This is a genomic window from Streptococcus suis, from assembly GCA_022354845.1.
In the GTDB taxonomy this organism is placed as follows: Bacteria; Bacillota; Bacilli; order Lactobacillales; family Streptococcaceae; genus Streptococcus; species Streptococcus suis_AA.
The window spans coordinates 1,051,730-1,075,850 of record CP031970.1 but is presented as its reverse complement, the minus strand read 5'-3'; the positions used below and the strand labels follow the sequence as shown (position 1 = coordinate 1,075,850).

Annotated in this window: 17 protein-coding genes, 2 tRNA genes and 6 pseudogenes; 23 read left to right on the top strand and 2 right to left on the bottom strand. The window is 39.0% G+C overall.

What is annotated here, in order from left to right; translation table 11 throughout:
- Nucleotide 1: 1 nt before the first annotated feature.
- The 12 genes and pseudogenes from D2A30_05660 (at nt 2) to D2A30_05605 (ending at nt 11,801) form a co-directional block, all read left to right on the top strand.
- Nucleotides 2-192: pseudogene (locus D2A30_05660) on the top strand (hypothetical protein).
- Nucleotides 193-325: 133 nt separating this feature from the next.
- The gene (locus D2A30_05655; protein ID ULL22001.1) at nt 326-898 is read left to right on the top strand and encodes a thymidine kinase; all 573 of its coding nucleotides are present in this window, start codon (nt 326-328) and stop codon (nt 896-898) included.
- Between the two features lie 246 nt (nt 899-1,144).
- Entirely contained in the window at nt 1,145-2,224 is a 1,080-nt protein-coding gene (gene prfA / locus D2A30_05650) for a peptide chain release factor 1 (protein ULL21095.1), read from the top strand.
- Nucleotides 2,224-3,057: a peptide chain release factor N(5)-glutamine methyltransferase gene (prmC, locus tag D2A30_05645; GenBank protein ULL21094.1), complete on the top strand. Its 834-nt coding sequence runs from the start codon at nt 2,224-2,226 to the stop codon at nt 3,055-3,057. Before prfA ends, prmC begins: the two co-directional genes overlap by 1 nt.
- Nucleotides 3,050-3,646 (top strand): threonylcarbamoyl-AMP synthase, encoded by a 597-nt coding sequence (locus D2A30_05640; protein ID ULL22000.1) that lies wholly within the window; start codon nt 3,050-3,052, stop codon nt 3,644-3,646. Before prmC ends, D2A30_05640 begins: the two co-directional genes overlap by 8 nt.
- Before the next feature lie 154 nt (nt 3,647-3,800).
- Nucleotides 3,801-5,057 carry a serine hydroxymethyltransferase gene (locus D2A30_05635; protein ID ULL21093.1) on the top strand — a complete coding sequence of 419 codons (1,257 nt, stop codon included), beginning with the start codon at nt 3,801-3,803 and terminating at the stop codon, nt 5,055-5,057.
- 3 nt (nt 5,058-5,060) lie between these two features.
- Nucleotides 5,061-6,035, top strand: a complete 975-nt coding sequence (locus tag D2A30_05630) for a nucleoid-associated protein (GenBank protein ID ULL21092.1) — start codon at nt 5,061-5,063, stop codon at nt 6,033-6,035.
- Entirely contained in the window at nt 6,036-6,635 is a 600-nt protein-coding gene (locus D2A30_05625; GenBank protein ID ULL21091.1) for a lysozyme family protein, read from the top strand.
- 403 nt (nt 6,636-7,038) lie between these two features.
- Nucleotides 7,039-9,795 carry a hypothetical protein gene (locus tag D2A30_05620; GenBank protein ULL21999.1) on the top strand — a complete coding sequence of 919 codons (2,757 nt, stop codon included), beginning with the start codon at nt 7,039-7,041 and terminating at the stop codon, nt 9,793-9,795.
- 116 nt (nt 9,796-9,911) lie between these two features.
- Nucleotides 9,912-10,670 (top strand): SDR family NAD(P)-dependent oxidoreductase, encoded by a 759-nt coding sequence (locus D2A30_05615; GenBank protein ULL21090.1) that lies wholly within the window; start codon nt 9,912-9,914, stop codon nt 10,668-10,670.
- 9 nt (nt 10,671-10,679) lie between these two features.
- Nucleotides 10,680-11,435, top strand: a complete 756-nt coding sequence (locus tag D2A30_05610) for a translation initiation factor 1 (IF-1) (protein ID ULL21089.1) — start codon at nt 10,680-10,682, stop codon at nt 11,433-11,435.
- Nucleotides 11,436-11,456: 21 nt separating this feature from the next.
- Nucleotides 11,457-11,801: pseudogene (locus D2A30_05605) on the top strand (restriction endonuclease).
- Nucleotides 11,802-11,819: 18 nt separating this feature from the next.
- Here D2A30_05605 and D2A30_05600 read toward each other — a convergent pair.
- Both D2A30_05600 and plsY read right to left on the bottom strand, forming a co-directional pair.
- Nucleotides 11,820-12,676: pseudogene (locus D2A30_05600) on the bottom strand (hypothetical protein).
- A 343-nt stretch (nt 12,677-13,019) separates the two neighbouring features.
- On the bottom strand, nt 13,020-13,661 hold the full coding sequence (gene plsY, locus D2A30_05595; GenBank protein ULL21088.1) for a glycerol-3-phosphate 1-O-acyltransferase PlsY: 642 nt from the start codon (nt 13,659-13,661) through the stop codon (nt 13,020-13,022).
- A 141-nt stretch (nt 13,662-13,802) separates the two neighbouring features.
- On the opposite strand from plsY, the gene parE reads away from it, so the two are divergent.
- The 11 genes and pseudogenes from parE to D2A30_05540 all read left to right on the top strand — a co-directional run bounded on the left by parE (nt 13,803) and on the right by D2A30_05540 (nt 24,038).
- On the top strand, nt 13,803-15,752 hold the full coding sequence (parE, locus tag D2A30_05590; GenBank protein ULL21087.1) for a DNA topoisomerase IV subunit B: 1,950 nt from the start codon (nt 13,803-13,805) through the stop codon (nt 15,750-15,752).
- Between the two features lie 39 nt (nt 15,753-15,791).
- Nucleotides 15,792-16,375, top strand: a pseudogene (locus D2A30_05585) (cell filamentation protein Fic).
- 30 nt (nt 16,376-16,405) lie between these two features.
- Entirely contained in the window at nt 16,406-16,909 is a 504-nt protein-coding gene (locus D2A30_05580) for a DUF1232 domain-containing protein (GenBank protein ID ULL21086.1), read from the top strand.
- Between the two features lie 71 nt (nt 16,910-16,980).
- Nucleotides 16,981-17,427 (top strand): annotated as a pseudogene (locus D2A30_05575) (GNAT family N-acetyltransferase).
- A gap of 41 nt (nt 17,428-17,468) precedes the next feature.
- A pseudogene (locus D2A30_05570) lies at nt 17,469-18,065 on the top strand (GTP pyrophosphokinase).
- A gap of 140 nt (nt 18,066-18,205) precedes the next feature.
- Nucleotides 18,206-20,659 (top strand): DNA topoisomerase IV subunit A, encoded by a 2,454-nt coding sequence (gene parC / locus D2A30_05565; GenBank protein ULL21085.1) that lies wholly within the window; start codon nt 18,206-18,208, stop codon nt 20,657-20,659.
- Between the two features lie 322 nt (nt 20,660-20,981).
- Nucleotides 20,982-22,046 carry a hypothetical protein gene (locus D2A30_05560; protein ID ULL21084.1) on the top strand — a complete coding sequence of 355 codons (1,065 nt, stop codon included), beginning with the start codon at nt 20,982-20,984 and terminating at the stop codon, nt 22,044-22,046.
- Between the two features lie 120 nt (nt 22,047-22,166).
- Nucleotides 22,167-23,189, top strand: coding sequence for a branched-chain amino acid aminotransferase (locus tag D2A30_05555; GenBank protein ULL21083.1), 1,023 nt, complete (start codon nt 22,167-22,169; stop codon nt 23,187-23,189).
- Between the two features lie 67 nt (nt 23,190-23,256).
- Nucleotides 23,257-23,490 carry a DUF2969 domain-containing protein gene (locus D2A30_05550; protein ULL21082.1) on the top strand — a complete coding sequence of 78 codons (234 nt, stop codon included), beginning with the start codon at nt 23,257-23,259 and terminating at the stop codon, nt 23,488-23,490.
- 51 nt (nt 23,491-23,541) lie between these two features.
- Nucleotides 23,542-23,622, top strand: a tRNA-Tyr gene (locus tag D2A30_05545).
- Nucleotides 23,623-23,966: 344 nt separating this feature from the next.
- Nucleotides 23,967-24,038 (top strand) — tRNA-Gln (locus D2A30_05540).
- The last annotated feature ends 83 nt before the right edge of the window (nt 24,039-24,121 follow it).

The following is a 24,121-nucleotide window of genomic DNA, read 5'->3' as shown; positions in this document are numbered from 1 at the left end:
AGTGCAAAGAATACTAGAATCACAGGCACAAGCACAAAGTCAAATACAGCAGTTTGCTGGAACAACATCTGGAAGTGTCTCCTATAAAAATTGCACTGAAGCTCGGAATGCAGGAGCAGCCCCAGTACGAATTGGTGATTCGGGGTATGCCCACATTTGGACCGTGATGGTGACGGCACTGGATGTGAGTAAGATTTTTTCAAAGTAAAAATTAGGTAGTATTCATAGATTAGACAAGCTGGATTGAGCTTGTTTTTCTATTTCCCATAAACTCCAATTTATGATAGAATGAAAGGAGTGAAATTTTAAGATTGGAATGAGAAAAGTGGCTCAATTATATTATAAATATGGGACAATGAACTCAGGTAAGACCATTGAAATTCTCAAGGTTGCCCACAACTATGAAGAACAAGGAAAACCTGTTGTTATCATGACATCTGCGCTTGATACCCGTGATGCCTTTGGTGTTGTATCCAGTCGAATTGGCATGCGACGTGAAGCAGTAGCTATTGACGATGAGATGGATATTTTTGCTTTTATCGAAAAAATGGAACCCCGACCTTATTGTGTTCTGATTGATGAAGCTCAATTTCTTCGACGTCATCATGTATATGCTCTTGCGCGTGTTGTAGATGAACTGGATGTACCTGTTATGGCTTTCGGTCTTAAAAATGATTTTCGAAATGAACTGTTTGAAGGTTCCCAACATTTGCTCTTATTGGCTGATAAATTAGATGAAATCAAAACAATCTGCCAATATTGTTCTAAAAAAGCGACAATGGTTTTGAGAACGCAGGATGGAAAACCTACTTATGAAGGAGAACAAATCCAAATTGGCGGCAATGAAACCTACATTCCTGTCTGTCGCAAACATTATTTTTCACCAGAAATAAAATAATCATTTAGTTAATGGACTGAATGTACGTAAAAGAAATTTTAGCGTGAGTTTCATTCCAAACAATTTTTAGAAAAAACTGAATACGGGCTACGAACTGTGCCTGTTTCATGACCTACATATTACAGAAAGGAATTGAACACGCCCTACAAGCTGTGTCAAAAAGATAATTTTTCCAAGTGTTTATAACACTTGGTCAAAATTCCTATTTTGACTGTGCTTGCTTAACGGGCTTTGTATCTTAAAATTATGAACATCTACGATCAATTACAGGCGGTGGAAGACCGCTATGAGGAACTTGGTGAATTGTTGTCTGACCCAGATGTAGTCAGCGATACCAAGCGTTTTATGGAGTTATCTAAGGAAGAATCTGCAACTCGTGATACGGTTACAGCTTACCGTGAATATAAGACTGTACTTCAAAATATTGTCGATGCAGAAGAGATGATTAAGGAATCTTCTGGTGATGCTGACCTGGAGGAAATGGCTAAGGAAGAACTTAAACAAGCTAAAGCTGATAAAGAGGCTTACGAAGAAAAGCTCAAAATTCTTCTTTTACCAAAAGACCCTAACGATGACAAAAATATCATCTTGGAAATCCGTGGTGCCGCAGGTGGTGATGAAGCTGCCCTCTTTGCTGGAGACCTTTTAACCATGTATCAAAAGTATGCAGAAGGTCAAGGCTGGCGTTTTGAAGTCATGGAGGCTTCTTATAATGGTGTCGGCGGTATCAAGGAAGTGGTTGCCATGGTCTCTGGTCAATCCGTTTATTCAAAACTCAAGTATGAATCAGGAGCTCACCGTGTCCAACGTGTCCCTGTGACAGAAAGCCAAGGTCGTGTCCACACCTCAACAGCAACCGTTCTCATCATGCCAGAAGTTGAAGAAGTGGAATATGACATCGATCCAAAAGATCTTCGTGTCGATATTTACCACGCATCTGGTGCTGGTGGACAGAACGTCAACAAGGTTGCAACTGCCGTGCGTATCGTTCACTTGCCAACCAACATCAAGGTAGAAATGCAGGAAGAACGGACCCAGCAGAAAAACCGTGAAAAGGCAATGAAAATTATCCGTGCCCGTGTTGCGGACCACTTTGCACAGATTGCCCAAGATGAGCAGGATGCAGAGCGTAAATCAACTATCGGTACAGGTGACCGTTCAGAGCGTATCCGTACCTACAACTTTCCACAAAACCGTGTGACAGACCACCGTATCGGCTTGACCTTGCAAAAGCTGGATACTATCTTGTCAGGTAAGATGGATGAAGTCGTAGATGCCCTTGTTCTCTACGATCAAACGCAAAAACTAGAAGAGCTTAACAAATAATGAATTACGCTCAATTATTTGCAGCATACGAAGAACAATTAGTCGCAATCGGTGAAGAGGCAGAATCCCTGTCCTTCACCTTTCGTGGCTTAAAGGGATTGAACTTTACGGAATTTCTCCTCCTGCTCCGTCAGGAAGTCACACCGACTGACAAAGAAGAGATTGATGCGATTTTTCAGCAACTTTCCCAGCACCGACCTGCCCAATACATTATCAGCAAGGCTGATTTTCATGGCTTGGAGTTCGTGGTAGATGAGCGAGTCTTGATTCCAAGACCTGAAACGGAAGAATTAGTCGATTTGATTTTGCAGGAAAATATTGGAGCAGATTTGCGTATCTTAGACATCGGTACAGGAAGCGGTGCCATAGCTATTTCCCTTGCAAAAGCTAGACCTGATTGGGAAGTGGTAGCGGTGGATATTTCAGAGGATGCCTTAGCAGTGGCTCAGGAAAATGCAAGAAATAACCAAGTCTCTGTCCACTTTCTAGAATCGGATGTCTTGCAAGCTGTGACAGGGAAATTTGACATCATTGTTTCCAACCCACCATATATCTCGCAAGATGACACAGATGAAGTTGGGCTCAATGTATTGACTTCTGAGCCCCATCTGGCCTTATTTGCGGAAGAAAACGGCATGGCTATTTATAGACAAATTGCGGAGCAAGCAGGGGCATTCTTGAAGAAAAATGGAAAACTCTACTTTGAAATTGGCTATAAACAAGGGCAAGACCTAACCGACTTACTTACTCTGCATTTCCCCAAAAAGCGAATTCGAGTCCTCAAAGACCAATTTGGACAGGATAGAAAGGTCGTAGCGGATGATAATGGATAAACTCCGAAAAATTCTAACTAGTGGAGGGGCTGTCGTTCTTCCCACTGAAACAGTCTATGGACTGTTTGCCCAAGCTTTAAATGAAGAGGCGGTCAATAGTGTCTATCAGTTGAAACAGCGCCCTAGGGACAAGGCAATGAACTTAAATGTCTCAAATCTGAACGATATTTATTTTTTCAGTCAAAATATACCCTTTTTTCTGGAAAAACTGTATAATAGGTTTATGCCAGGACCGCTAACGATTATCCTAAAAGCGAATGACAATGTTCCTTTTTGGGTTAATTCTGGACTGGATACTGTTGGATTCCGTGTGCCTAATCACGTAAAAACCTTACAATTGATTTCTGAGACTGGTCCACTTATTGGACCGTCCGCCAATATTTCAGGAAATGAAAGCGGCAAGAAGTTTTCGGACATCCAGGCACAATTTTCAGTTGATTTGCCTGGCATTGAGGACGACCAAGCCTTGACAGGCATTGATTCAACGATTTTGGACCTTTCTGGACAGAAAGCGCGGATTTTGCGTCAAGGTGCAATAAGTCGTGAGCTCATTCAAATAGAAATACCTGAAATTGAATTCGAGGATTGAAGAATGTTTCGAGTAGATGAATAGGTTCATTCACATATTTAAACCATCATTTATATCTAAGAAATTCAAATATAAGTTTTTTGCTAACACTAGGGATGCCAATCTGACAAGTCGCATAACCATTATATCAAGCACTAATAAAGGAGAAACGCATATGATTTTTGATAAAGTTGACTTTAAAAACTTAGATAAAGAGGTTTGGGATGCTATTCAAGCTGAAGAAAAACGCCAACAAAATAATATCGAATTGATCGCGTCTGAAAACGTTGTTTCTAAAGCTGTTATGGCAGCTCAAGGTTCTATTTTGACCAATAAGTATGCTGAAGGCTATCCAGGCCGTCGTTACTATGGCGGTACGGAATGCGTTGACGTAGTTGAAAGTTTAGCTATTGAACGTGCTAAAGAAATTTTCGGTGCAAAATTTGCTAATGTTCAGCCACACTCAGGAAGCCAGGCAAATTGTGCTGCCTACATGGCCTTGATTGAGCCAGGAGACACTGTTATGGGAATGGACTTAGCAGCAGGTGGTCACTTGACTCACGGTGCATCAGTTAGCTTCTCAGGACAAACTTACAACTTTGTCGCTTACAATGTTGACGAAGAAACTGGCTTGCTTGATTACGCTGCCATTTTAGAACAAGCAAAAGAAGTACAACCAAAATTGATTGTAGCAGGTGCTTCTGCCTATGCTCGTACGATTGACTTTGCTAAATTCCGTGAGATTGCTGATGCAGTCGGTGCAAAATTGATGGTGGATATGGCACATATTGCTGGACTAGTAGCTGCTGGCCTCCATCCAAACCCGGTTCCGCATGCTCATATCACTACTACAACAACACATAAAACTCTTCGTGGTCCTCGTGGTGGGTTGATTTTGACGAATGACGAAGAACTTATTAAGAAAATCAACTCAGCCATTTTCCCTGGAATTCAAGGTGGTCCATTAGAGCATGTTATTGCTGCAAAAGCTGTATCTTTCAAAGAAGTTTTGGACCCCGCTTTCAAAGACTATGCTCAAAAAGTGATTGAAAACAGCAAGGCCATGGCTGAAGTCTTCCTTGCAAACCCTAACTTTAAAGTCATCACAGGAGGAACAGACAACCATCTCTTCCTAGTTGACGTGACAAAAGTCGTTGAAAACGGTAAGGTTGCTCAGCATCTCCTCGATGAAGTAAATATAACACTTAATAAAAATTCAATTCCTTATGAAAAACTTTCACCATTCAAGACAAGTGGTATCCGCATCGGCTCAGCAGCTATTACAGCCCGTGGTTTTGGTGTTGAAGAAGCTCGTAAGGTTGCTCAATTAACAATTAAAGCACTTGAAAATGCTGAGAATGATGCAGTTCTTGAAGAAGTTCGCCAAGAAGTTCGTGCTTTAACAGATCAATTCCCTCTTTACGAAAAATAAAATATGGATATATTTGTTAAAAAAGCTATTATACATCAATTTAGTCCCGATGATACAGAGCTGGTCCTTGCCGACCAGCTTTTGACTGTTAGTCCCAAAATAGAAGAATATTTGCGCAAAAAAATTGAACGTGTTTTTTCTGATGAGGCTAAAACAGGTCAATTCAATTCTGAGAATCCCTTTCTAGATCATCTACAGGGTGATTTGTTGTCGAATTCAGTAAAGATTGCTAATTTCTGGAAAGAAGAATTTTCAATTTCTGAGAATTTAAAAACCAATGACCTTATTTTCATAGAGTTTGAACGAAATGGTGTTGAACATTTTGCCTTTTTGAGAATCTCACTGCGTGAAAATCTCGCCCACATTGGTCTGGAAAGCGGAAGTCCTTTAAAACTCACCCAGAATAATTTACCTGGAGCAGGTTCAGCACCTGATGAAGCTTTGATTGTCAATCTTCAAACGCGGAAGTATCATTTGATTGAGAAAAGAATCAAACACAATGGAGCCTTCCTCAATTATTTCTCAGATAATCTTTTACAAGTCACACCAGCTATTTCTGCAAAGAAATCAATCAAAGCAGTAGAGCAAACTGCACAGAAGATTGCTGACAATTTCCATCAAGGAGATTTTCAATTTCAATCGAAAGTCAAATCAGCTATTTTCAACAATTTGGAAGAAGATAATGAGCTTTCTCCAGAAAAATTGGCTGATCAGTTATTCGATAACAACCTGACTGCTCGTTTAAATTTCGTCGATCAACTGAAAGAGGTCATACCTGATAAGATTTCATTTGATGAGATTGATAGTAGTCGTCAACTCAAGAAATTTGAAAACCAAAAGCTTTCTTTATCAAATGGCATTGAATTGATTGTACCTAACGCAATCTATGAGGATGCTGAATCTGTTGAATTTATTCAAAATGAAAACGGAACCTATTCTATTCTTATCAAAAATATTGAAGATATAAAGAGTAAGTAAATGAAAAAACTGAAACGGATTCTAGTGATTCTTTTATTGATTTTTCTTGGCTATAAAGGTTTCCAGACCTATCACGCTGTCAAGCAAGTAATGTCCTATCAATCAATGGTACAAGAAGTACTAGCTGAAAATGATACACCTCCCAATGAAGAATTGGTTTTGGCCATGATTTATACAGAAACAAAAGGATTAGAAGCTGATGTCATGCAATCTAGTGAGTCCGCAACTGGTTATACGAATACAATTACAGATAGTAAAGAAAGTATTCGCCAAGGTGTAATCTATCTCACTGAAAATTTGCGACTGGCAGAAGAAAAAGGGGTAGAAGTTTGGACAGCAGTTCAAGCCTATAATTTTGGGCCAGCCTATATTGACTATATTGCTGAGCATGGTGGAGAACATACACTCTCTTTAGCGAAAGAATACTCCAGAACAGTAGTAGCACCAAGCTTAGGGAATACTACAGAAGAAACGTATACCTATTTTCATCCTTTGGCTTTGCTAAATGGTGGTAAGTTATATGTAAATGGCGGCAATATTTATTATGCAAGACAGGTTCAGTTCAATATGAGACTCATGCAATTCTTTAATTTTTTCTGATGATATACAAAAACTCGTTGACGTTCAATGAGCTTTTTGTTTGTCAAAAAATGTTATCGGTAACAAAATTTTCCCTAAAGTAGCATAAATTGACAGTAAAACCTGATACAGAGTGGTTTTTCATGATTTTTTAGCTATTTGAAATTAACCAACAAATATGATATTATCATTTTGCAACCGTTTGCATTTGGCGAATGATTTAATTTTGAAAGAAAGGAGAGTACTTATTCCTCTACAGTTGATTGCTAGGTTCAAGGTCATCAACTGTAGATATATTTTTTCAAGAAAATGCGAACGTTTTCATTTTATTTTTTAGGAGGTTTATATGGCTTATCAAAGTCAAAGTAAGAGAGTACTATCCAAACTGGTAAAAAAAGCAGTTAGTGTTACCCTGGTTTTATCCATGTTTGCTGGAATTGAACAGGCATTCACAATCACTTCAGTAAATGGTGAAACAATCGTTGCCAGCTCCAACCAGCAGGTTTCAATGAAAGATGGGACTATTTTGCATGCTTGGTGTTGGTCGTTTAATTCTATCAAAGAAAATATGGCGGCCATTAAAGAAGCAGGCTATACAAGTGTTCAAACATCCCCAATTAATGCTGTAGTTGTTGGAAATGGTGGAGATAAGAAATTTACAGAGCAATGGTATTATCATTATCAACCAACCGCCTATACGATTGGTAACTATCAGCTTGGGACTGAAGCTGAATTTATCGAGATGAATCGTGTCGCAGAGCAGTATGGTATAAAAATTATAGTTGATGCAGTACTGAATCATACTACTTCTGATTATAATGCGATTTCTTCAGAAGTTAAATCCATTCCAAAATGGACTCATGGAAATACTAAAATTGAAAACTGGGGGAGTCGTTGGGATGTAACACAAAACTCTCTGCTTCAGCTCTGGGAATGGAATACACAAAATCCAGAAGTACAACAGTATTTGTTGAAATTCTTGAAAAATGCAGTTGCTGATGGAGCGGATGGATTTCGTTATGATGCTGCAAAACATATCGAATTACCAGGAGAATATCCTAACGAATTTGGTAGTAATTTCTGGAATGTTATATTAAATAATGGTTCTGAGTTCCAATATGGTGAAGTGTTACAAGACAATATTTCACGTGATGCAGATTATGCGAACTTGATGAGCATTACTGCATCCCAATACGGACACTCTATTCGTGAAATTCTCCGCAATAGAAATGCCAATGCTGGAAATCTTGGCAACTACCAAGCAGGAGTAGATCCATCTAAACTCGTACTTTGGGTCGAATCTCACGATACATATGCAAACGGAAAGAACGATAGTGATTCTGAATCAGCTTGGATGAGCGATGAAGATTTGAAACTTGGCTGGGCAATGATTACTGCACGCGCCAAAGGTACACCTCTATTCTTCTCACGTCCAGTTGGTGGCGGTAATGGTAAACGTTTCCCTGAAAAAACTAAAATCGGTGATGCGGGTAGCAATCTTTATAAAGACCCTACGATTGTAGCAGTAAACAAATTCCATAATGCCATGGTTGGTCAATCAGAATATATTCGGAACCCGAATGGTGATACAAACGTTGCCATGATTGAACGAGGCACTCAAGGCGCAGTAATTGCAAACCTTTCCGACAGTGAGAAAAGCTTAAATACTGAGACAAAATTGGCGAATGGAACCTATACAGACCAAATTTCTGGTAAAACCTACACTGTTTCGAACGGACGATTAAGTGGTTCCATTGCGAGACGATCAGTATTAGTATTAACAAAAGGTGATGATAATCTAGCATCCTTGTCAGTTCAAGGATATCAAGAAGGCATCCATACTTTCTTGACAGATACATTAAATCTTACATTACAAACTTCTAATACTAGTGAGGCTACCTATTCTGTCAATAATGGCGCTCCAATTAAATTTGAAAATGGAAAAGTCATTACAATTGGAAGTCAAGTACAATTTGGTGAAACAGTAACGGTTACATTATCTGCTAAAAACGCTAAAGGTGAGACAGTTCAATCCGTTTATCGCTTTACAAAAGAAGATCCGAATGCCAATACAACCATTCGCTTTGAAAATCCAGATAAATGGACAGATGTCTTTGTATATATGTATAATGCCAAAGGTGATAAATTGTTGGGCGCATGGCCAGGAACTAAGATGGAAAAAGATGGTACAGGTCTTTTAGCCATCACTCTTCCAAAATCATACGAGACTGATGGCGTAAAAGTACTCTTTTCTAACAACAAAGGAGCACAGTATCCACAATCCCTTGGTTTTGAATTTAAATCAGGCGGAACATATTCTAAAGATGGTTTAGTTCCCGAAAAACCTAAAAGCGAGTTCAAAGAAGAAAATGAAGAGCTTCCAATTCCATTTGAAACAGAGTATGTAGACAATCCTGAACTTGAAAAAGGACAGAAAGTAACTCGCGTTGAAGGTCAAGACGGAGTGAAGACAATAACTTACCGTTCAGAGTACATTGGTGATCAACTTGTTTCTAAGACAAAAATCAGTGAAACAGTTAGCAAAGAGCCAGTAACACAAGTAGTTGAAGTCGGTACAAAAGTCTCAAACATCGAGCAAAAAATTGCCCACCGTGTTTACTTCAACAATTCACAAGGTTGGTCTAAGATCTACGCCTATGTTTATGATAATAAAGGTGTACCACTCGTTGGAAATTGGCCAGGTAAAGAAATGAGTCAAGATGAGTACGGATATTATATTGAGCTTGGTGAAGAATTTGCAGGTGGTAAAGTAATTTTCAATAATCCTGATACGAAAGTTCAATTCCCAGCTCAAAATAAACCTGGCTATGATTTGGAACTTGGACAAGTCTATGAACTAGACGGTAGCCATAGAGCCGTTTTACCAGAACCAGTTGCCGAAGACTTTACCCGTATTACCTTTGAAAATCCTGGTGGATGGGGTGCTGCAAATGTCTATGCCTATTATGGTAATCCAATTCAATTGCCTTTGGGAGCTTGGCCTGGTCAAGCTATGCTGAAAGATAGCAAAGGACATTTCTATATCGATTTACCAGAAGAATATGCAAATTCTAATGTAAAATTATTATTTAATAAACCAAATTCTACTATTCAATTCCCAGTCTCAGTTGGTTTTGATTTTAAAGTAGATGGCCATTATACCAAAGATGGTCTAAAATAAGTGTGTTTCTTTCCTAAAAAATAAGGTCCCCTGTCGATAGGGGATCTTATTTTGTGCTCTGTGATTTTCTATTCTATTCAAAAAAGTAGTATAATATAGAGATAGGAGAAAAAATAATGAAACGAAATGTATTGATTACAGGTGCAAGTAGCGGAATCGGTAAAGCAATCGCTTACGCCTTTGCAGAAAATAGTGATAATCTCGTTATTACGGGTCGCAGATTTGACAAACTAGAAGAAATTAAACATGATATTGAAAAGCAATTCCATGTCCAAGTATCTATTTATTCATTTGATATTACAAATATGGAGCAAACAATCATAAATTGTCAAAAAATCATAGAAGAAGTTGGACAAATTCATATTTTGCTAAACAATGCTGGCCTGGCATTGGGATTGGACAAATTTCAAGACTATGATTTGACTGACATGATGACAATGATTGATACTAATATTAAAGGATTACTAACTGTGACACGTCAGTTATTGCCACAAATGGTTGAAAATAATGAAGGTCATATTATCAATATTGGATCAACGGCTGGTATTTACGCCTATGCAGGAGCTGCTGTCTACGCTGCAACCAAATCAGCTGTCAAGGTGCTTTCAGACGGTATTCGTATTGATACGATTGATAAAAATATCAAGGTAACCACCTTACAACCAGGTATTGTTGAGACTGACTTTAGCCAAGTTCGTTTTTATGGAGATAAGGAGAGAGCAGCGACAGTTTATCAAGGGATTGATGCTTTGCAAGCTAGCGATATTGCACAATGTACTCTTTTCGTTGCAAATCAACCTGCACACGTTCAGATTTCTGATATGACTATTATGGCAACCAAACAGGCAACTGGATTTACTATTCATAGAGAATAGGAGAACGGCATGTCAAAGAGAATTTTATGTATTTTTCTGGGTGTGATTACAGTTTTTGTACTTCCAGCTTGCAATGCCAATAAGACGTCTACGACATCGTCAAACACTATTTCATCAACAAGTCAATTCTCAAGCACGAGTACCTCATCTACCAGTCAGAAAGACATTCTTCCAATTTCGATAGATATAGATGCTTTGATGCAGGGAAATTACGACAGTATTCTTGCTACTTGGCAGAATACTCAGGGAGATTCCTTGATATTTAATAGCAAGGGCTTGGTCACAGAGGATCGTGCATTGCTTGGACGCGGAAAAATTATGGACGGGGTATTTGAAACAGGCTATGTAGATGCAAAAATTGGAGATGTAACATTACTGATGGTTCCGGGAGGAACTCAATTGAGCGCAACCTACCTAACAACTGGTACAGATACATCTGACTCCACACGTGATAGAATGATAGTGATTAGCCCGGCGTCTGCAGATTCAATGGAAGTCTATTATCGTCTATCTCAATCAGCTGATAGTGGTATTGATCCGCTAAAGAATACTGAAACTGGGATTAAGCTGGAAAGTGGTCCCAAGACGATTGAATACGCAAACACTATTTTAGGTGAAAACAACTGGCATGTGATTGAGGGAAATTATACCCGCACAGAATCTATCCCATACAATGTTATAGAGGGGAATGACGAAAGTCTGTATACTGTCTATCAGAATGGGGTTATTATCAATGCTAATTATCAAATTGTCTACCAACCATAAGAAATTTTTGGAAGTCAACACATGACTTATACTACTTTTGAACCAACACGCAATGTGCAACATTTTCATTTGGATGCATTTGCCTATTATGATGGGCTTGATGTGATTGATTAACTAAAACCAGGAACACCAGTAGAATTAGTAAGGGAACCTTCTAACCCACACGATTCTGAAGCGGTAGCAATCTTTTATCAGGGTACCAAATTAGGCTATATTCCATCTGATAAAAATTCTTTGATCAGCCGATTGATTTACTTTGAACATGGAGATATTCTTGAGGCTCGTATTCAAATGTCTAACACAGAGAACCATCCAGATCGCCAATTTCGCGTAGTTGTGAAATTAAAAGACAAACGTCGGAAATAAGAGGTGTCCATCGATACCTTATCTCAAACGGAGCTGCGCTTTTTGTTTTTGATTTTCAATGATACTTATAAAGGCTGCAAACTCGTCGTCTAGACGTTGTTGGTAAGCCTTATTTTTTATTGTTAGCTGGTCTAGAAAAACTGGATATGAGCCTTTCTTGTACAATTCACCTTGGAAGAAGTAGCGGTCCGACAGTTTATCAACAGAAAGAAGTGAGGAACGCCATCGACTTTTTCTTGTATGAGATGGCTTCCAAGATATTTTCAGTTGTTTTTCATAAAAATACCATCCCATGATATAAATCTTAGTCACTTGCTTTCGTTTTATGTCTTGATAGAGGCAGGGAACAGCATAAACATTTCCATGTCTTGTTTTCAAAAAGGGATGAAAATCTTTTATTTTTTCATATTCTTTTCTAGGAATGATTTTTAATTGATTGTCTTTAATAGCAGATTTCTCATCAACAGTGTAGGAGTAGCGGTAGGGATCATAAACTGTTGCTTGTTCACGTGCTCGATATTGCTCTGCTATTGACTTAAAAATAGGTAATTGTCCGTGGCTTTCCATCATATGTGAGAGACTGACTCCTCGTTGATTAGTATTTTTACTTACTTCAAGGACTTGACAGGTAGACCATGCAGAAACAGGAATTGCTCCCAAACCGATTAACAGATGATCGTTCTGAAAATGACTAGCAAATCTAGCTTCCTGAGTCTTTCCGGTCTCACTTTCTAAGTCGACAAAAACAAGTTCTTTATCCTGTTTAAAAACAAGTATATAATTGTCTGCGGTATGCTCAAGTCTCTTCACAGGAACCGAATAAAAATGATGAATATTTGGTAATCTAATAGTTTTCCAAGTGTTAATGTTTTCATACAATTAGTATATCAAAAATGAATTTTCAAATCTACCAAAAAGTTTAATATGTTAAACTCAAGTATGGTGTTCAAGATTCTACCAGTATTTTGGGATGTTAGATTTCCTTTTCTTGGGAAGTGTGACTCTCGTTTCAATTGTTGTTTAGTCGAATGAAGAGCTTTCAGATCTGGACTTTGGTGCAGGTAGCTAGAGCAGCCTTGAGGCTTTTCTAGGTTGGAAATATGACTTGCGAAACAAGTCACTCTCGTAGAGTATTTATTCAGATGACTATGTTTTTCCATAATAAAACCCTTACTAGGTCGAGGGTCCTAATAAGAGTGTAAGGGGCATTTGATTAGGCTATTTTTTCTTTTGTTTCGTTAGGTTCAATCCAAAGGGGACTAAATTTTCTTCATTGCGAAGAATTCGTTTGATATTTTCTTTATGACGGATAATCACAAAGAGTCCGAGGAAGACAATAATCAGTGTAAATATCCAATCATATTCATCAATGAGGAATCCAAATGCTGGAAAGACTAAGACTCCCAAAATGGCTAAGCCGGCTGAAAAGACACTGGAGAAAGAGACCATAGACGTCAAATAAAGGGATACTGCGAAAACGATTACTAGATAGAGGCAAAATGCAGGTGCAACTCCCAAAAGCATTCCTGCAGACGTAGCAACAGCCTTTCCACCCTTAAATTGAGCAAAAATTGGAAAGGTATGTCCTAGAACAGCTAGAAGACCGAAAACGATTGGTGAAATGTCTTGCACATGGAAAAGAATAGGTAAAAGGGCTGCTATGGTTCCTTTTAAGAAATCAACAATAAATACAACTGTCCCTGCTTTTGGTCCCAGAATCCGAAATGTATTAGTTGTTCCCGTATTGCCAGATCCATGGTCACGAATATTGATATTAAAAAACGCTTGTCCAATCCAAAGACCAGATGGTATTGAGCCTAATAAGTAGGCAGTAATGAATAGTAATACAATCTTTAACATAGTTTCATTATAGCATATTTTTTATCAAGAATTTTGAATTGGATAATAATTATCTTGTTGCACCGGAAAAGAACAGAAATATTTTGCAAAAATACAAAAAAACTTGTAATATAGAAAAGATGATAAGTATGGAGGTCAAATTTGGCTAAGAAAGAGATTGATATTAATAATTATAACGATGACGCCATTCAGGTCTTGGAAGGACTAGATGCTGTTCGTAAACGTCCCGGGATGTATATCGGATCAACAGATGGCAACGGTCTACACCATATGGTCTGGGAGATTGTCGATAATGCAGTAGATGAAGCATTGTCTGGATTCGGGAATAGAATTGAAGTAACGATTCTTAAAGATGGGAGTTTATCCGTAACAGACTGTGGTCGCGGTATGCCAGTTGGTATGCATGCTACAGGCAAGCCAACAGTTGAAGTCATCTTCACCGTTCTCCATGCAGGTGGTAAGTTTGGCCAGGGTGGGTATAAAACGTCAGGTGGTCTGCATGGGGTTGGTTCTTCGGTGGTTAATGCCCTATCTAGTTGGTTAGAAGTGGAAATTACCCGTGAAGGTGCAGTATATAAACAACGCTTTGAGCAGGGGGGTAAGCCTGTTACTACCTTGAAAAAAATTGGTAGAGCACCAAAATCAAAAACAGGTACCAAAGTTACCTTTATGCCTGACGATACCATTTTCTCTACAATTGATTTTAAATTTAATACCATTGCAGAGAGGTTGAAGGAATCTGCCTTCTTGCTCAAGCAAGTGACGATGACCTTGACAGATGAGCGAACTGGTGAACAAGAAGAGTATCACTACGAAAATGGTGTTCAGGATTTTGTATCTTATTTAAATGAAGACAAGGAAACTCTGACACCAGTCTTCTATTTTGAAGGTGAAGAATCTGGTTTTCAAGTACAAGTTGCCATGCAGTACAATGATGGCTATTCAGATAACATACTCTCATTTGTAAACAATGTTCGCACCAAGGATGGTGGTACTCATGAGACAGGATTGAAACTAGCTATTACCAAGGCATTGAATGACTATGCGCGCAAGACAGGTTTGTTAAAAGAAAAAGATAAAAACCTGGAAGGCTCTGATTACCGTGAAGGCTTGTCAGCTGTCTTGTCAGTTCTCATTCCGGAAGAACATCTTCAATTTGAAGGTCAAACTAAAGATAAACTTGGAAGCCCGCTTGCCCGTCCGATTGTAGATGGAATCGTTTCAGAGAAATTAACGTTCTTTCTCTTAGAAAATGGCGATTTAGCATCAAACTTAGTGCGTAAGGCTATAAAAGCGCGTGATGCCCGTGAAGCAGCACGTAAAGCCCGTGATGAATCTCGAAATGGTAAGAAAAATAAGAAGGATAAGGGGCTATTATCTGGGAAATTAACCCCGGCGCAATCAAAAAATCCTGCTAAAAACGAACTCTTTCTGGTCGAGGGGGACTCAGCCGGTGGGTCTGCCAAGCAGGGGCGTGACCGCAAGTTCCAAGCCATTTTACCATTGCGTGGTAAGGTTATCAACACAGCCAAGGCAAAAATGGCGGACATCCTCAAAAACGAAGAAATCAACACCATGATTTATACAATTGGTGCAGGTGTTGGATCAGACTTTACGCTGGAAGATGTCAACTATGACAAGATTATTATCATGACCGATGCGGATACAGATGGTGCCCATATTCAGACGCTATTGTTAACATTCTTTTATCGCTATATGAGACCCTTAGTAGAAGCAGGGCGAGTTTATATTGCATTGCCTCCTTTATATAAGATGTCTAAAGGAAAAGGGAAGACAGAAAAGATTGCCTACGCTTGGTCTGATGGAGAGCTAGAAGATCTCCGCAAGGATTTTGGCAAAGGCTCTACCCTTCAACGCTATAAAGGTCTTGGTGAAATGAATGCTGATCAGCTCTGGGAAACGACTATGAACCCTGAGACTCGAACATTGATTCGTGTGACGATTGAAGATTTGGCGCGTGCGGAACGCCGTGTATCTGTTCTTATGGGGGACAAGGTAGAGCCACGCCGTAAGTGGATTGAGGATAATGTAACCTTTACTTTGGAAGAAGCAACTGCATTTACCAAATAATCTATGGAAGATGAGGTGCGATATGGTTTTTAAAAAAAATTGGGGATTGAAAATTCGGCTGAATTAGCTCGTCTTGAAGAACAAATCAGCAAGAAGAAAGCAGCTCAACTGTTAAAAAAAGTCAGTTATTCCGGATAGAAGTTGAGACTTTTGCAGGTTTAGCACACATTCATCAGGCTTTTTTTGAGGATATTTACGACTTTGCAAGGAAAATTCGTGATGTCAATATTGCCAAAGATAATTTTCAATTCGCCCCACGAATCTTTTTTGAGCAGTCTTTGGCCTATATTGACAAGCTGCCTCATGAAACCTTTGACGAATTCGTTGAAAAATATGCGGATATGAACATAGCACATCAATTCCGAGAAGGAAATGAACGCAGTATGCGTATCTGGTTGGATTTTATGCTACAGGATAGTTTGGGCAAGGTGGTTGATTGAAATAGTATTGATAAAGATGAATATTTCAATGCGATGATTAGAAGTCATGTATCAACAGGTGAACTCAAATACCTCTTGCTACATTCTTTGACTGACGATCTTGGTCAGGCTACTTATTTCAAAGGCATCGACCATTCTTATTACTATGAGGGTTATAACCTTTATCGTACTGAGGACTTGTAAAATGTAACGATAAATAAAGTGAGGTGACTTATGCCATTACGAGTAACAATAAAAAAACAATTAACTGACCGATTGCAGCAATGGTCAATAATACACAAGCCTTTTAAGAATAAAAAAGAACTGGAAGAAAAATTTGATCAGGCTATAGAAAGTTGGAAGTCATCTAAAACAAAACAACGAGCAGAGAATTTACTATCGGATGAGGGAAAATTAGAACATTTCTTACAAAATACTGAACGAAAATTGGCTCGTTTACCTTTTGGTGGGGACAAATTCGCAGCAATTCCAGGTTTCATTTCTTTATTACGTAGTTTTATAAAGCGTGAATATACTGCTATTCCAAAAAGTACCTTACTAGCGATTACTGGAGCCTTGATTTATTTCTTTAGTCCGCTAGATGTCCTTCCGGATTTTCTATTTGGACCTGGACTCTTAGATGATGCCTTTGTCTTAAATGCCTGTTTGAAACTAGTTAAGTCAGACGTTGATGATTTTAGAAACTGGCAAGCAAGTCAACGGAAAATGAGTGAGTAGCTTTGCTATTTACCAAAAAAGAAAGTAGTATTAATGAAACCAATACCTTATGAAAGTCCTTATAAAATCAAGTGATTGCCTTGATTTTGTATCTGCAAAATTATGGTAATCAGGTGGACTTGTCCTTGAAAGAGCAACCAGATATGAATGCTATTGAGGACTATTATACGGTGATAGGTGGTAACTTTTGACTGGTCGTAACCGATGACGATATGGTGGTTGGTACGATTGGACTACTTGTCAAAGACCATGTCTGCGTTTAAAAAAAATACTTTGTTCACCAAGACTTTCGTGGTCGTGAAAAGGGTGTTTCGGCCGTGCTTTACCAAGCTTTGGTTGCTGACTGACAGGCAAAGGGTGTCACAAGTATTGTCTTGGACACTCCATCTAAGTGCTATGCTGCCCACAGCTTTTATGAGAAGCAAGGATTCCAGCGGATTGAAAAAGAAGAACTGCCCATTCGCTATGACTTCCCTGATCGAGATTCTCTGATTTTCATGTTGAGGTTGGATAAATAATTCTTGAAAATGATCTCGTTGAGTTCAAAAGGGGAAAGAAGATGTTAGAGAAAGTTGAACGCTTAATAAGTGAAATTAACCGTATTCATCTGGAGTATTCAAAGGACTATTTTGAAACTGGTAAGGTTGAAAAAGTCAATCTTAAGCATACCTTTACCAAGGTGCCTATTCAGCCTATTCGGGCTTATCGGCTTAACTTACACGAGGCTATCAATGACTATTTGATGCGTGCTGATGTCAAAGATATTGCTTATTTTTATCGTGTCAAAACATCGGAATCGATTTTGGATAAGATTGAGCGTTTTAAAGAGAGAAGAGAGGGGTACCCTGTTAATTCCATTCTGAATGATATCTTCGGTGCCCGTATGATTCTGACTTCTGAAGAAATTGCAGAGGTCATGGAGCGTCTGGACGACAGGCAGGTACGATATGGTCTGAAAAACTGGTATCTGCGAGATATGGACGGCTAAGTCGGCATTCATATCTATTTCAAAAATAAGAGCAATTTCTACTAACCATGGGAATTACAACTGTGGGATGAGAATGATTTAGAGGGCAATATTACCATTCATATCAAGTATATGAGGAAGTTTGTGGGGTATGTCGAGGTAAATTTTTATCTTTTCAAAACAATGTGAAAGAAAGGAATGTTCAGTTAGTAGAAACAACTGAACACGCCCTAAAGACTGTGTCAAAAAGATAAATCGTCTAGAAAATCAGGATTTTCTGCCGATTTCCTATTTTGACTTTGTCTTTTATGGGCTTTGTATCTTAATTTATGTCAAACATTCAAAACATGTCCCTAGAGGACATCATGGGAGAGCGCTTTGGTCGCTACTCCAAATACATTATTCAGGAGCGGGCTTTGCCGGATATTCGTGACGGTCTCAAGCCCGTGCAACGTCGGATTCTTTATTCCATGAATAAGGACGGCAACACTTTTGACAAGGGCTACCGTAAGTCTGCCAAGTCAGTTGGGAATATCATGGGGAATTTCCACCCGCACGGTGACTACTCTATTTATGATGCCATGGTCCGTATGAGTCAGGACTGGAAAAATCGCGAGATTTTGGTGGAGATGCACGGAAACAACGGTTCCATGGACGGCGATCCGCCTGCGGCGATGCGTTACACCGAGGCTCGTCTGTCCGAAATAGCAAGTTATTTGCTGGCCGACATCGAGAAAAAGACAGTACCATTTGCCTGGAACTTTGACGATACGGAAAAAGAACCCACGGTGCTACCAGCTGCCTTTCCTAATCTATTGGTCAATGGAGCGACAGGAATTTCAGCAGGGTACGCGACTGACATCCCGCCACATAATTTGGCGGAGGTAATCGATGCTGTTGTTTACATGATTGATCATCCTACTGCTAAGTTAGAAAAGTTAATGGAGTTCTTGCCTGGACCAGACTTCCCAACAGGTGCCATTATCCAAGGGGCTGACGAAATTAAGAAAGCTTATGAAACTGGAAAGGGCCGTGTCGTAGTCCGTAGCCGTTGTGACATTGAACAGCTTAAGGGTGGAAAGAAACAGATCATTGTGACGGAGATTCCGTACGAAGTAAATAAGGCTGTACTGGTTAAAAAGATTGATGATGTCCGTGTCAACAACAAGTTGCCTGGAATTGCTGAGGTACGTGACGAGTCAGACCGTACAGGTCTGCGGATTGCCATTGAGCTGAAAAAAGACAGCGACGAGCAAACCATTCTCAACTATCTCTACAAATACACCGATCTGCAAATCAATTACAACTTCAACATGGTGGCGATTGATAATTTCACACCGCGTCAGGTCGGCTTGCAGAAGATTCTTTCTAGCTATATTGCCCACCGCCGTGAGATTATCATTGCTCGTTCTAAGTTCGACAAGGAAAAGGCAGAGAAACGTCTTCACATCGTTGAGGGTTTAATCCGTGTCATTTCCATCTTAGATGAAGTTATTGCTCTTATCCGTGCATCTGAAAACAAGTCTGATGCCAAGCAAAATCTGAAAATCAGCTATGATTTCAGCGAAGAGCAGGCAGAGGCAATCGTAACCTTGCAACTTTACCGCTTGACCAATACCGACATTGTGACCTTGGAAAATGAAGAAGCAGCCCTACGCGAGCAGATTCAGACCTTGGCAGCTATTATCGGTGATGAGCGGACCATGTTTAATCTTATGAAGAAGGAATTGCGTGAGGTCAAAAAGCAGTTTGGCAACCCTCGTTTGAGTGAATTGCAGGTTCAGGCAGAAACGATTGAGATTGATACTGCCAGCCTGATTGTCGAAGAAGAAACCTTTGTCAGCGTGACCAAGGCAGGTTATATCAAACGGACAAGTCCTCGTTCTTTCAATGCCTCAACGCTAGAAGAAATGGGCAAGCGAGATGATGATCAACTGATTTTCTTGCAGAATGCAAAGACAACTCAGCACCTCTTGCTCTTTACTAATCTTGGAAATGTCATCTACCGACCTGTTCATGAGTTGACAGATATTCGTTGGAAGGACATTGGTGAACACCTGAGTCAGACCTTGATGAATTTTGATACCAATGAAGAGGTTATCTTTGCTGAATTGGTTGAGAATTTTGATGAGGGAACTTATTTCGCGGTGACTAAATTTGGCCAAATTAAACGTGTAGAGCGGAAGGAGTTTGCTCCATGGCGGACTTACAAGTCTAAGTCAACCAAGTATGCCAAACTCAAAGATGATGAAGATGTGGTTGTTACTGTATCACCTGTAGTTTTGGACGACATTATGCTCATCACTGAGAAGGGCTACGCTCTGCGATTTAACATCGAAGAAGTGCCAGTCATCGGTGCTAAGGCAGCTGGTGTCAAGGCGGTCAACCTCAAGGATGACGATGTGGTGGTTGCGGCTTTCATCAGTAATACCAGCTCAATCTATCTTCTGACCCATCGTGGTAGCTTGAAGCGGATGGCGACGGAGGAAATCCCTGTGACCAGTCGTGCCAAGCGTGGTTTACAGGTGCTTCGCGAACTCAAGGCTAAACCTCACCGTGTCTTTTTGGCAGGACCAGTCTTGACAGTTCAGGGGGATTTTGATTTGTTTACGAGTCAGGTTGAGGAACAAACTAATGGGCAAGTGCTCCATGTCCTGTCTAATACAGGCAAAAGTTATGATGTAGATGTGACTCAGCTAAGTTTCTCTGAAAGGACTAGCAATGGTAGTTTCATTTCGGATACTATTTCTAATGAGGAGGTATTCCATGCTTGGATGGATTAAAAAAACGTCATCTGTTACAAAGTTGGCTCTTACTATTGGATTTGTAGTTATTCTAGTATTTATTGCTATTAAACTCATCCCAGCATTTGAATCTTTTCTTCACGATTTTTTAGGTTGGTATTAAGTAGGATTTAGATGATATCAATTATGTTACGAAGAAGTTTGATAACATAATCATGTATATATTTATTTCATCAAACTGTTTTTCCTCAAAATAGATGGTGTATTGGAACCTAGCTATAGATTGAAGTTTACCGATCAAAGATTGTCTTCGGACAATCTTTTTTGTTATACTAAAGTGTAGAAAGGAATGGGATACAATATGAAAAAAATTATTTGGTGGATAATTGCTCTGCTTTGCACTGGCTCTATACTTTATTATGGATATTCTCTATATACCGGGACAAAATATAAAGAGGAGACCGGTACAAATACCAACTCAGCAAGCAAAGATTTAAAAGAGTTCTATAATGAATTAGAAGAATATTACCCAGAATTCTATAAAAACATTGCAACCTCCATTCGGGCAACCTATGTCATACCAGGATTAGTGCAAGCTGAAACAATACAATCAACAGGTGAGGAAGAAGGAGATTCAGATCAGACTGAAGATATGACACCTCAAGGTTTAAGCTTTCTAGAGGATTATGTCGTTATATCCGCCTATAGTAATGGTGGTGGTTTTAATTCTGTTCTTTGGGTATTAGATAAGAAAACTGGTAAATACATCAAAACAATTGTTCTTCCAACAACAAGTCACGTTGGGGGCATTGCGTACGACCATCTAAATAATCGTTTGTGGATTACAACGACTGAAGGTGATGATACTTCTCAAATATCAGCCTTGAATTTGAACACAATAAAGACAGATCAATTTAGTAAAACTAAAAAACCTGTGGAGTTTGATTTTCAGGTTAGTCTTGGTCAGATAGAACGGTCTTCCTACATGGCTTATGACCAAGAAAAGTTACTAGTTGGATATTTTGATAAAGATGACCATGGGCATTTGGGAATTTTCCAGTTGGATTCTGAGGGTTATCCAACTGGAAAAAATCTTGACTCAGAAGCTTATCAACCAACGACAATCATCGATACTCCTGACCAAATTCAAGGAATTGCAGTTCATGGACATCAGATACTTCTTTCTCAATCATATGGAAATGAAGACTCAAAGATTCTCTGGTTCGATTTTTCAGGTTACAATGATTTGACTGATTTATTAGAACCAAAAAAAGAACTGGTAGCACCACCATACATGCAGCAAATTCAAGTTGAAGGTGATTTACTGTATTTACTCTTTGAATCTTCAGCTTTTAAATATCGAATAAATCCAACAGTGACATCAATGGATAGAGTCGTTGCTCTATCACTTGAGGATGTGGAGTAAGTTCAAAAAAATAAGAGTTTAGCGCTAAGAAAAATCAAACATACAAAATTTTCTGAATTTTTAATTGAAAATCATTTTCAAAAGTAGTAAAATAGTAAAAAATATATATGGAGTAAACTTATGCCAGTAACTATTGATTGGGAAAATCTTGGTTTTTCTTATATGAAATTACCTTATCGCTTTATTGCTTATTATAAAAATGGACAATGGAGCAGTGGTGCTCTTACTGAAGATGCAGAATTACATATTTCTGAGAGTTCACCTGCACTTCACTATGGCCAACAGGCTTTTGAGGGTCTTAAAGCATATCGTACAAAAGATGGAAAAATGCAACTTTTCCGTCCAGATCAAAACGCTAAACGCTTACAAAGGACTGCAGACCGTCTATTGATGCCTCAAGTTCCAACAGATTTATTTATTGAGGCTTGTAAGCAGGTCGTAAAAGCTAATGCTGATTATGTTCCACCATATGGAACTGGTGGCACCCTTTATCTGCGTCCACTCTTGATAGGTGTCGGTGATATTATTGGTGTAAAACCTGCGGAGGAATATATTTTTACAGTCTTTGCTATGCCAGTTGGTAACTACTTTAAAGGTGGATTAGCTCCAACCAATTTCCTTGTTCAAGATGAATATGACCGTGCTGCTCCAAACGGTACTGGTGCAGCTAAAGTTGGTGGTAACTACGCAGCATCATTATTACCAGGTAAACATGCTAAAAATAAAGGTTTTTCGGACGTGATTTATCTTGATCCAGCTACTCACACGAAAATTGAAGAAGTTGGGTCAGCCAACTTCTTTGGTATAACAGCTGATAATGAATTTGTTACGCCAGTTTCACCATCTATCTTACCTTCAATTACCAAGTATTCTCTTCTTTACTTAGCAGAAAAACGATTGGGATTAAAAGCAATTGAAAGAGAAGTCTTTGTGGATGAACTAGATGATTTTGTCGAAGCAGGAGCCTGTGGAACAGCTGCAGTGATTTCACCAATCGGTGGTATTCAAATTGGTGATACATTCCATGTGTTCCATAGCGAAACAGAGGTTGGTCCTGTGACCCGCAAACTTTATGATGAATTAACAGGTATCCAATTTGGTGATATTGAAGCACCAGTAGGCTGGATTGTAGAGATTGAATAATTTCGGAAGGCTTGCACTTGCAAGCTTTTCTCATTTTTTGTAGAATAGAAACAGTGAGGTTATAAAAATGAGTAAAAAAGACAAAAAAATTGAAATCCAGATTGAAGATGCAACTGTTGTTGTCAATAATGAAAAATATGATGGTTACCGTCTCGTCATTGGAAAAAAAGTTATTGGTGAGATCGCAGAATTAGCTGAAAATAATTTTACTATTGTAAAAAATGGAAATGCCGAAGGCTTTTATAAAACATTGGAAAAATCAGTCGGAAATATTATTGAAAATTATAATTTAAGCAACTAAAAGTATTGTAATTGGTACTATTTTATGGTAGAATAATGTCTGTTAGTGCACGGAGAGATAGCGAAGAGGCTAAACGCGGCGGACTGTAAATCCGCTCCTTCGGGTTCGGGGGTTCGAATCCCTCTCTCTCCATTGAACAGGATACAAAGGACGTTAAGAAATCCGTATGAAAATAGGAAACTGACGCAGTGTGCTAAACACACAAGGAAGTTTATCTTTTTCACCAGGATTTTAGTCCGTGTTCAACTAAGATACGAAGCCGTTAAAACGCCCAGTGAAATCGGTCTATTTCACCCAGCGTTTAGGCTGAGTTCATTTAAGATACGAGAGATGTTCTGGTTTACCAGAAATTTCTGTAGAAAATTAGGAGACTGACGCTGAGTGTTAACACTCAAGGAAGGCTATCTATTTTCCTAAGAAATTAATCTCGAGTTCAATTTCTTGTGACTAGTAAATAAATGAATTGTATCTCTTTTTGGGGTATCGCCAAGCGGTAAGGCAAGGGACTTTGACTCCCTCATGCGTTGGTTCGAATCCAGCTACCCCAGTAAAGGTATTAGGCATGTCCTAATTCGTCAAAGATGTCCATAAGTTGTCCTTGCGTGTGCCTTAATAAAATATATTTTATGTT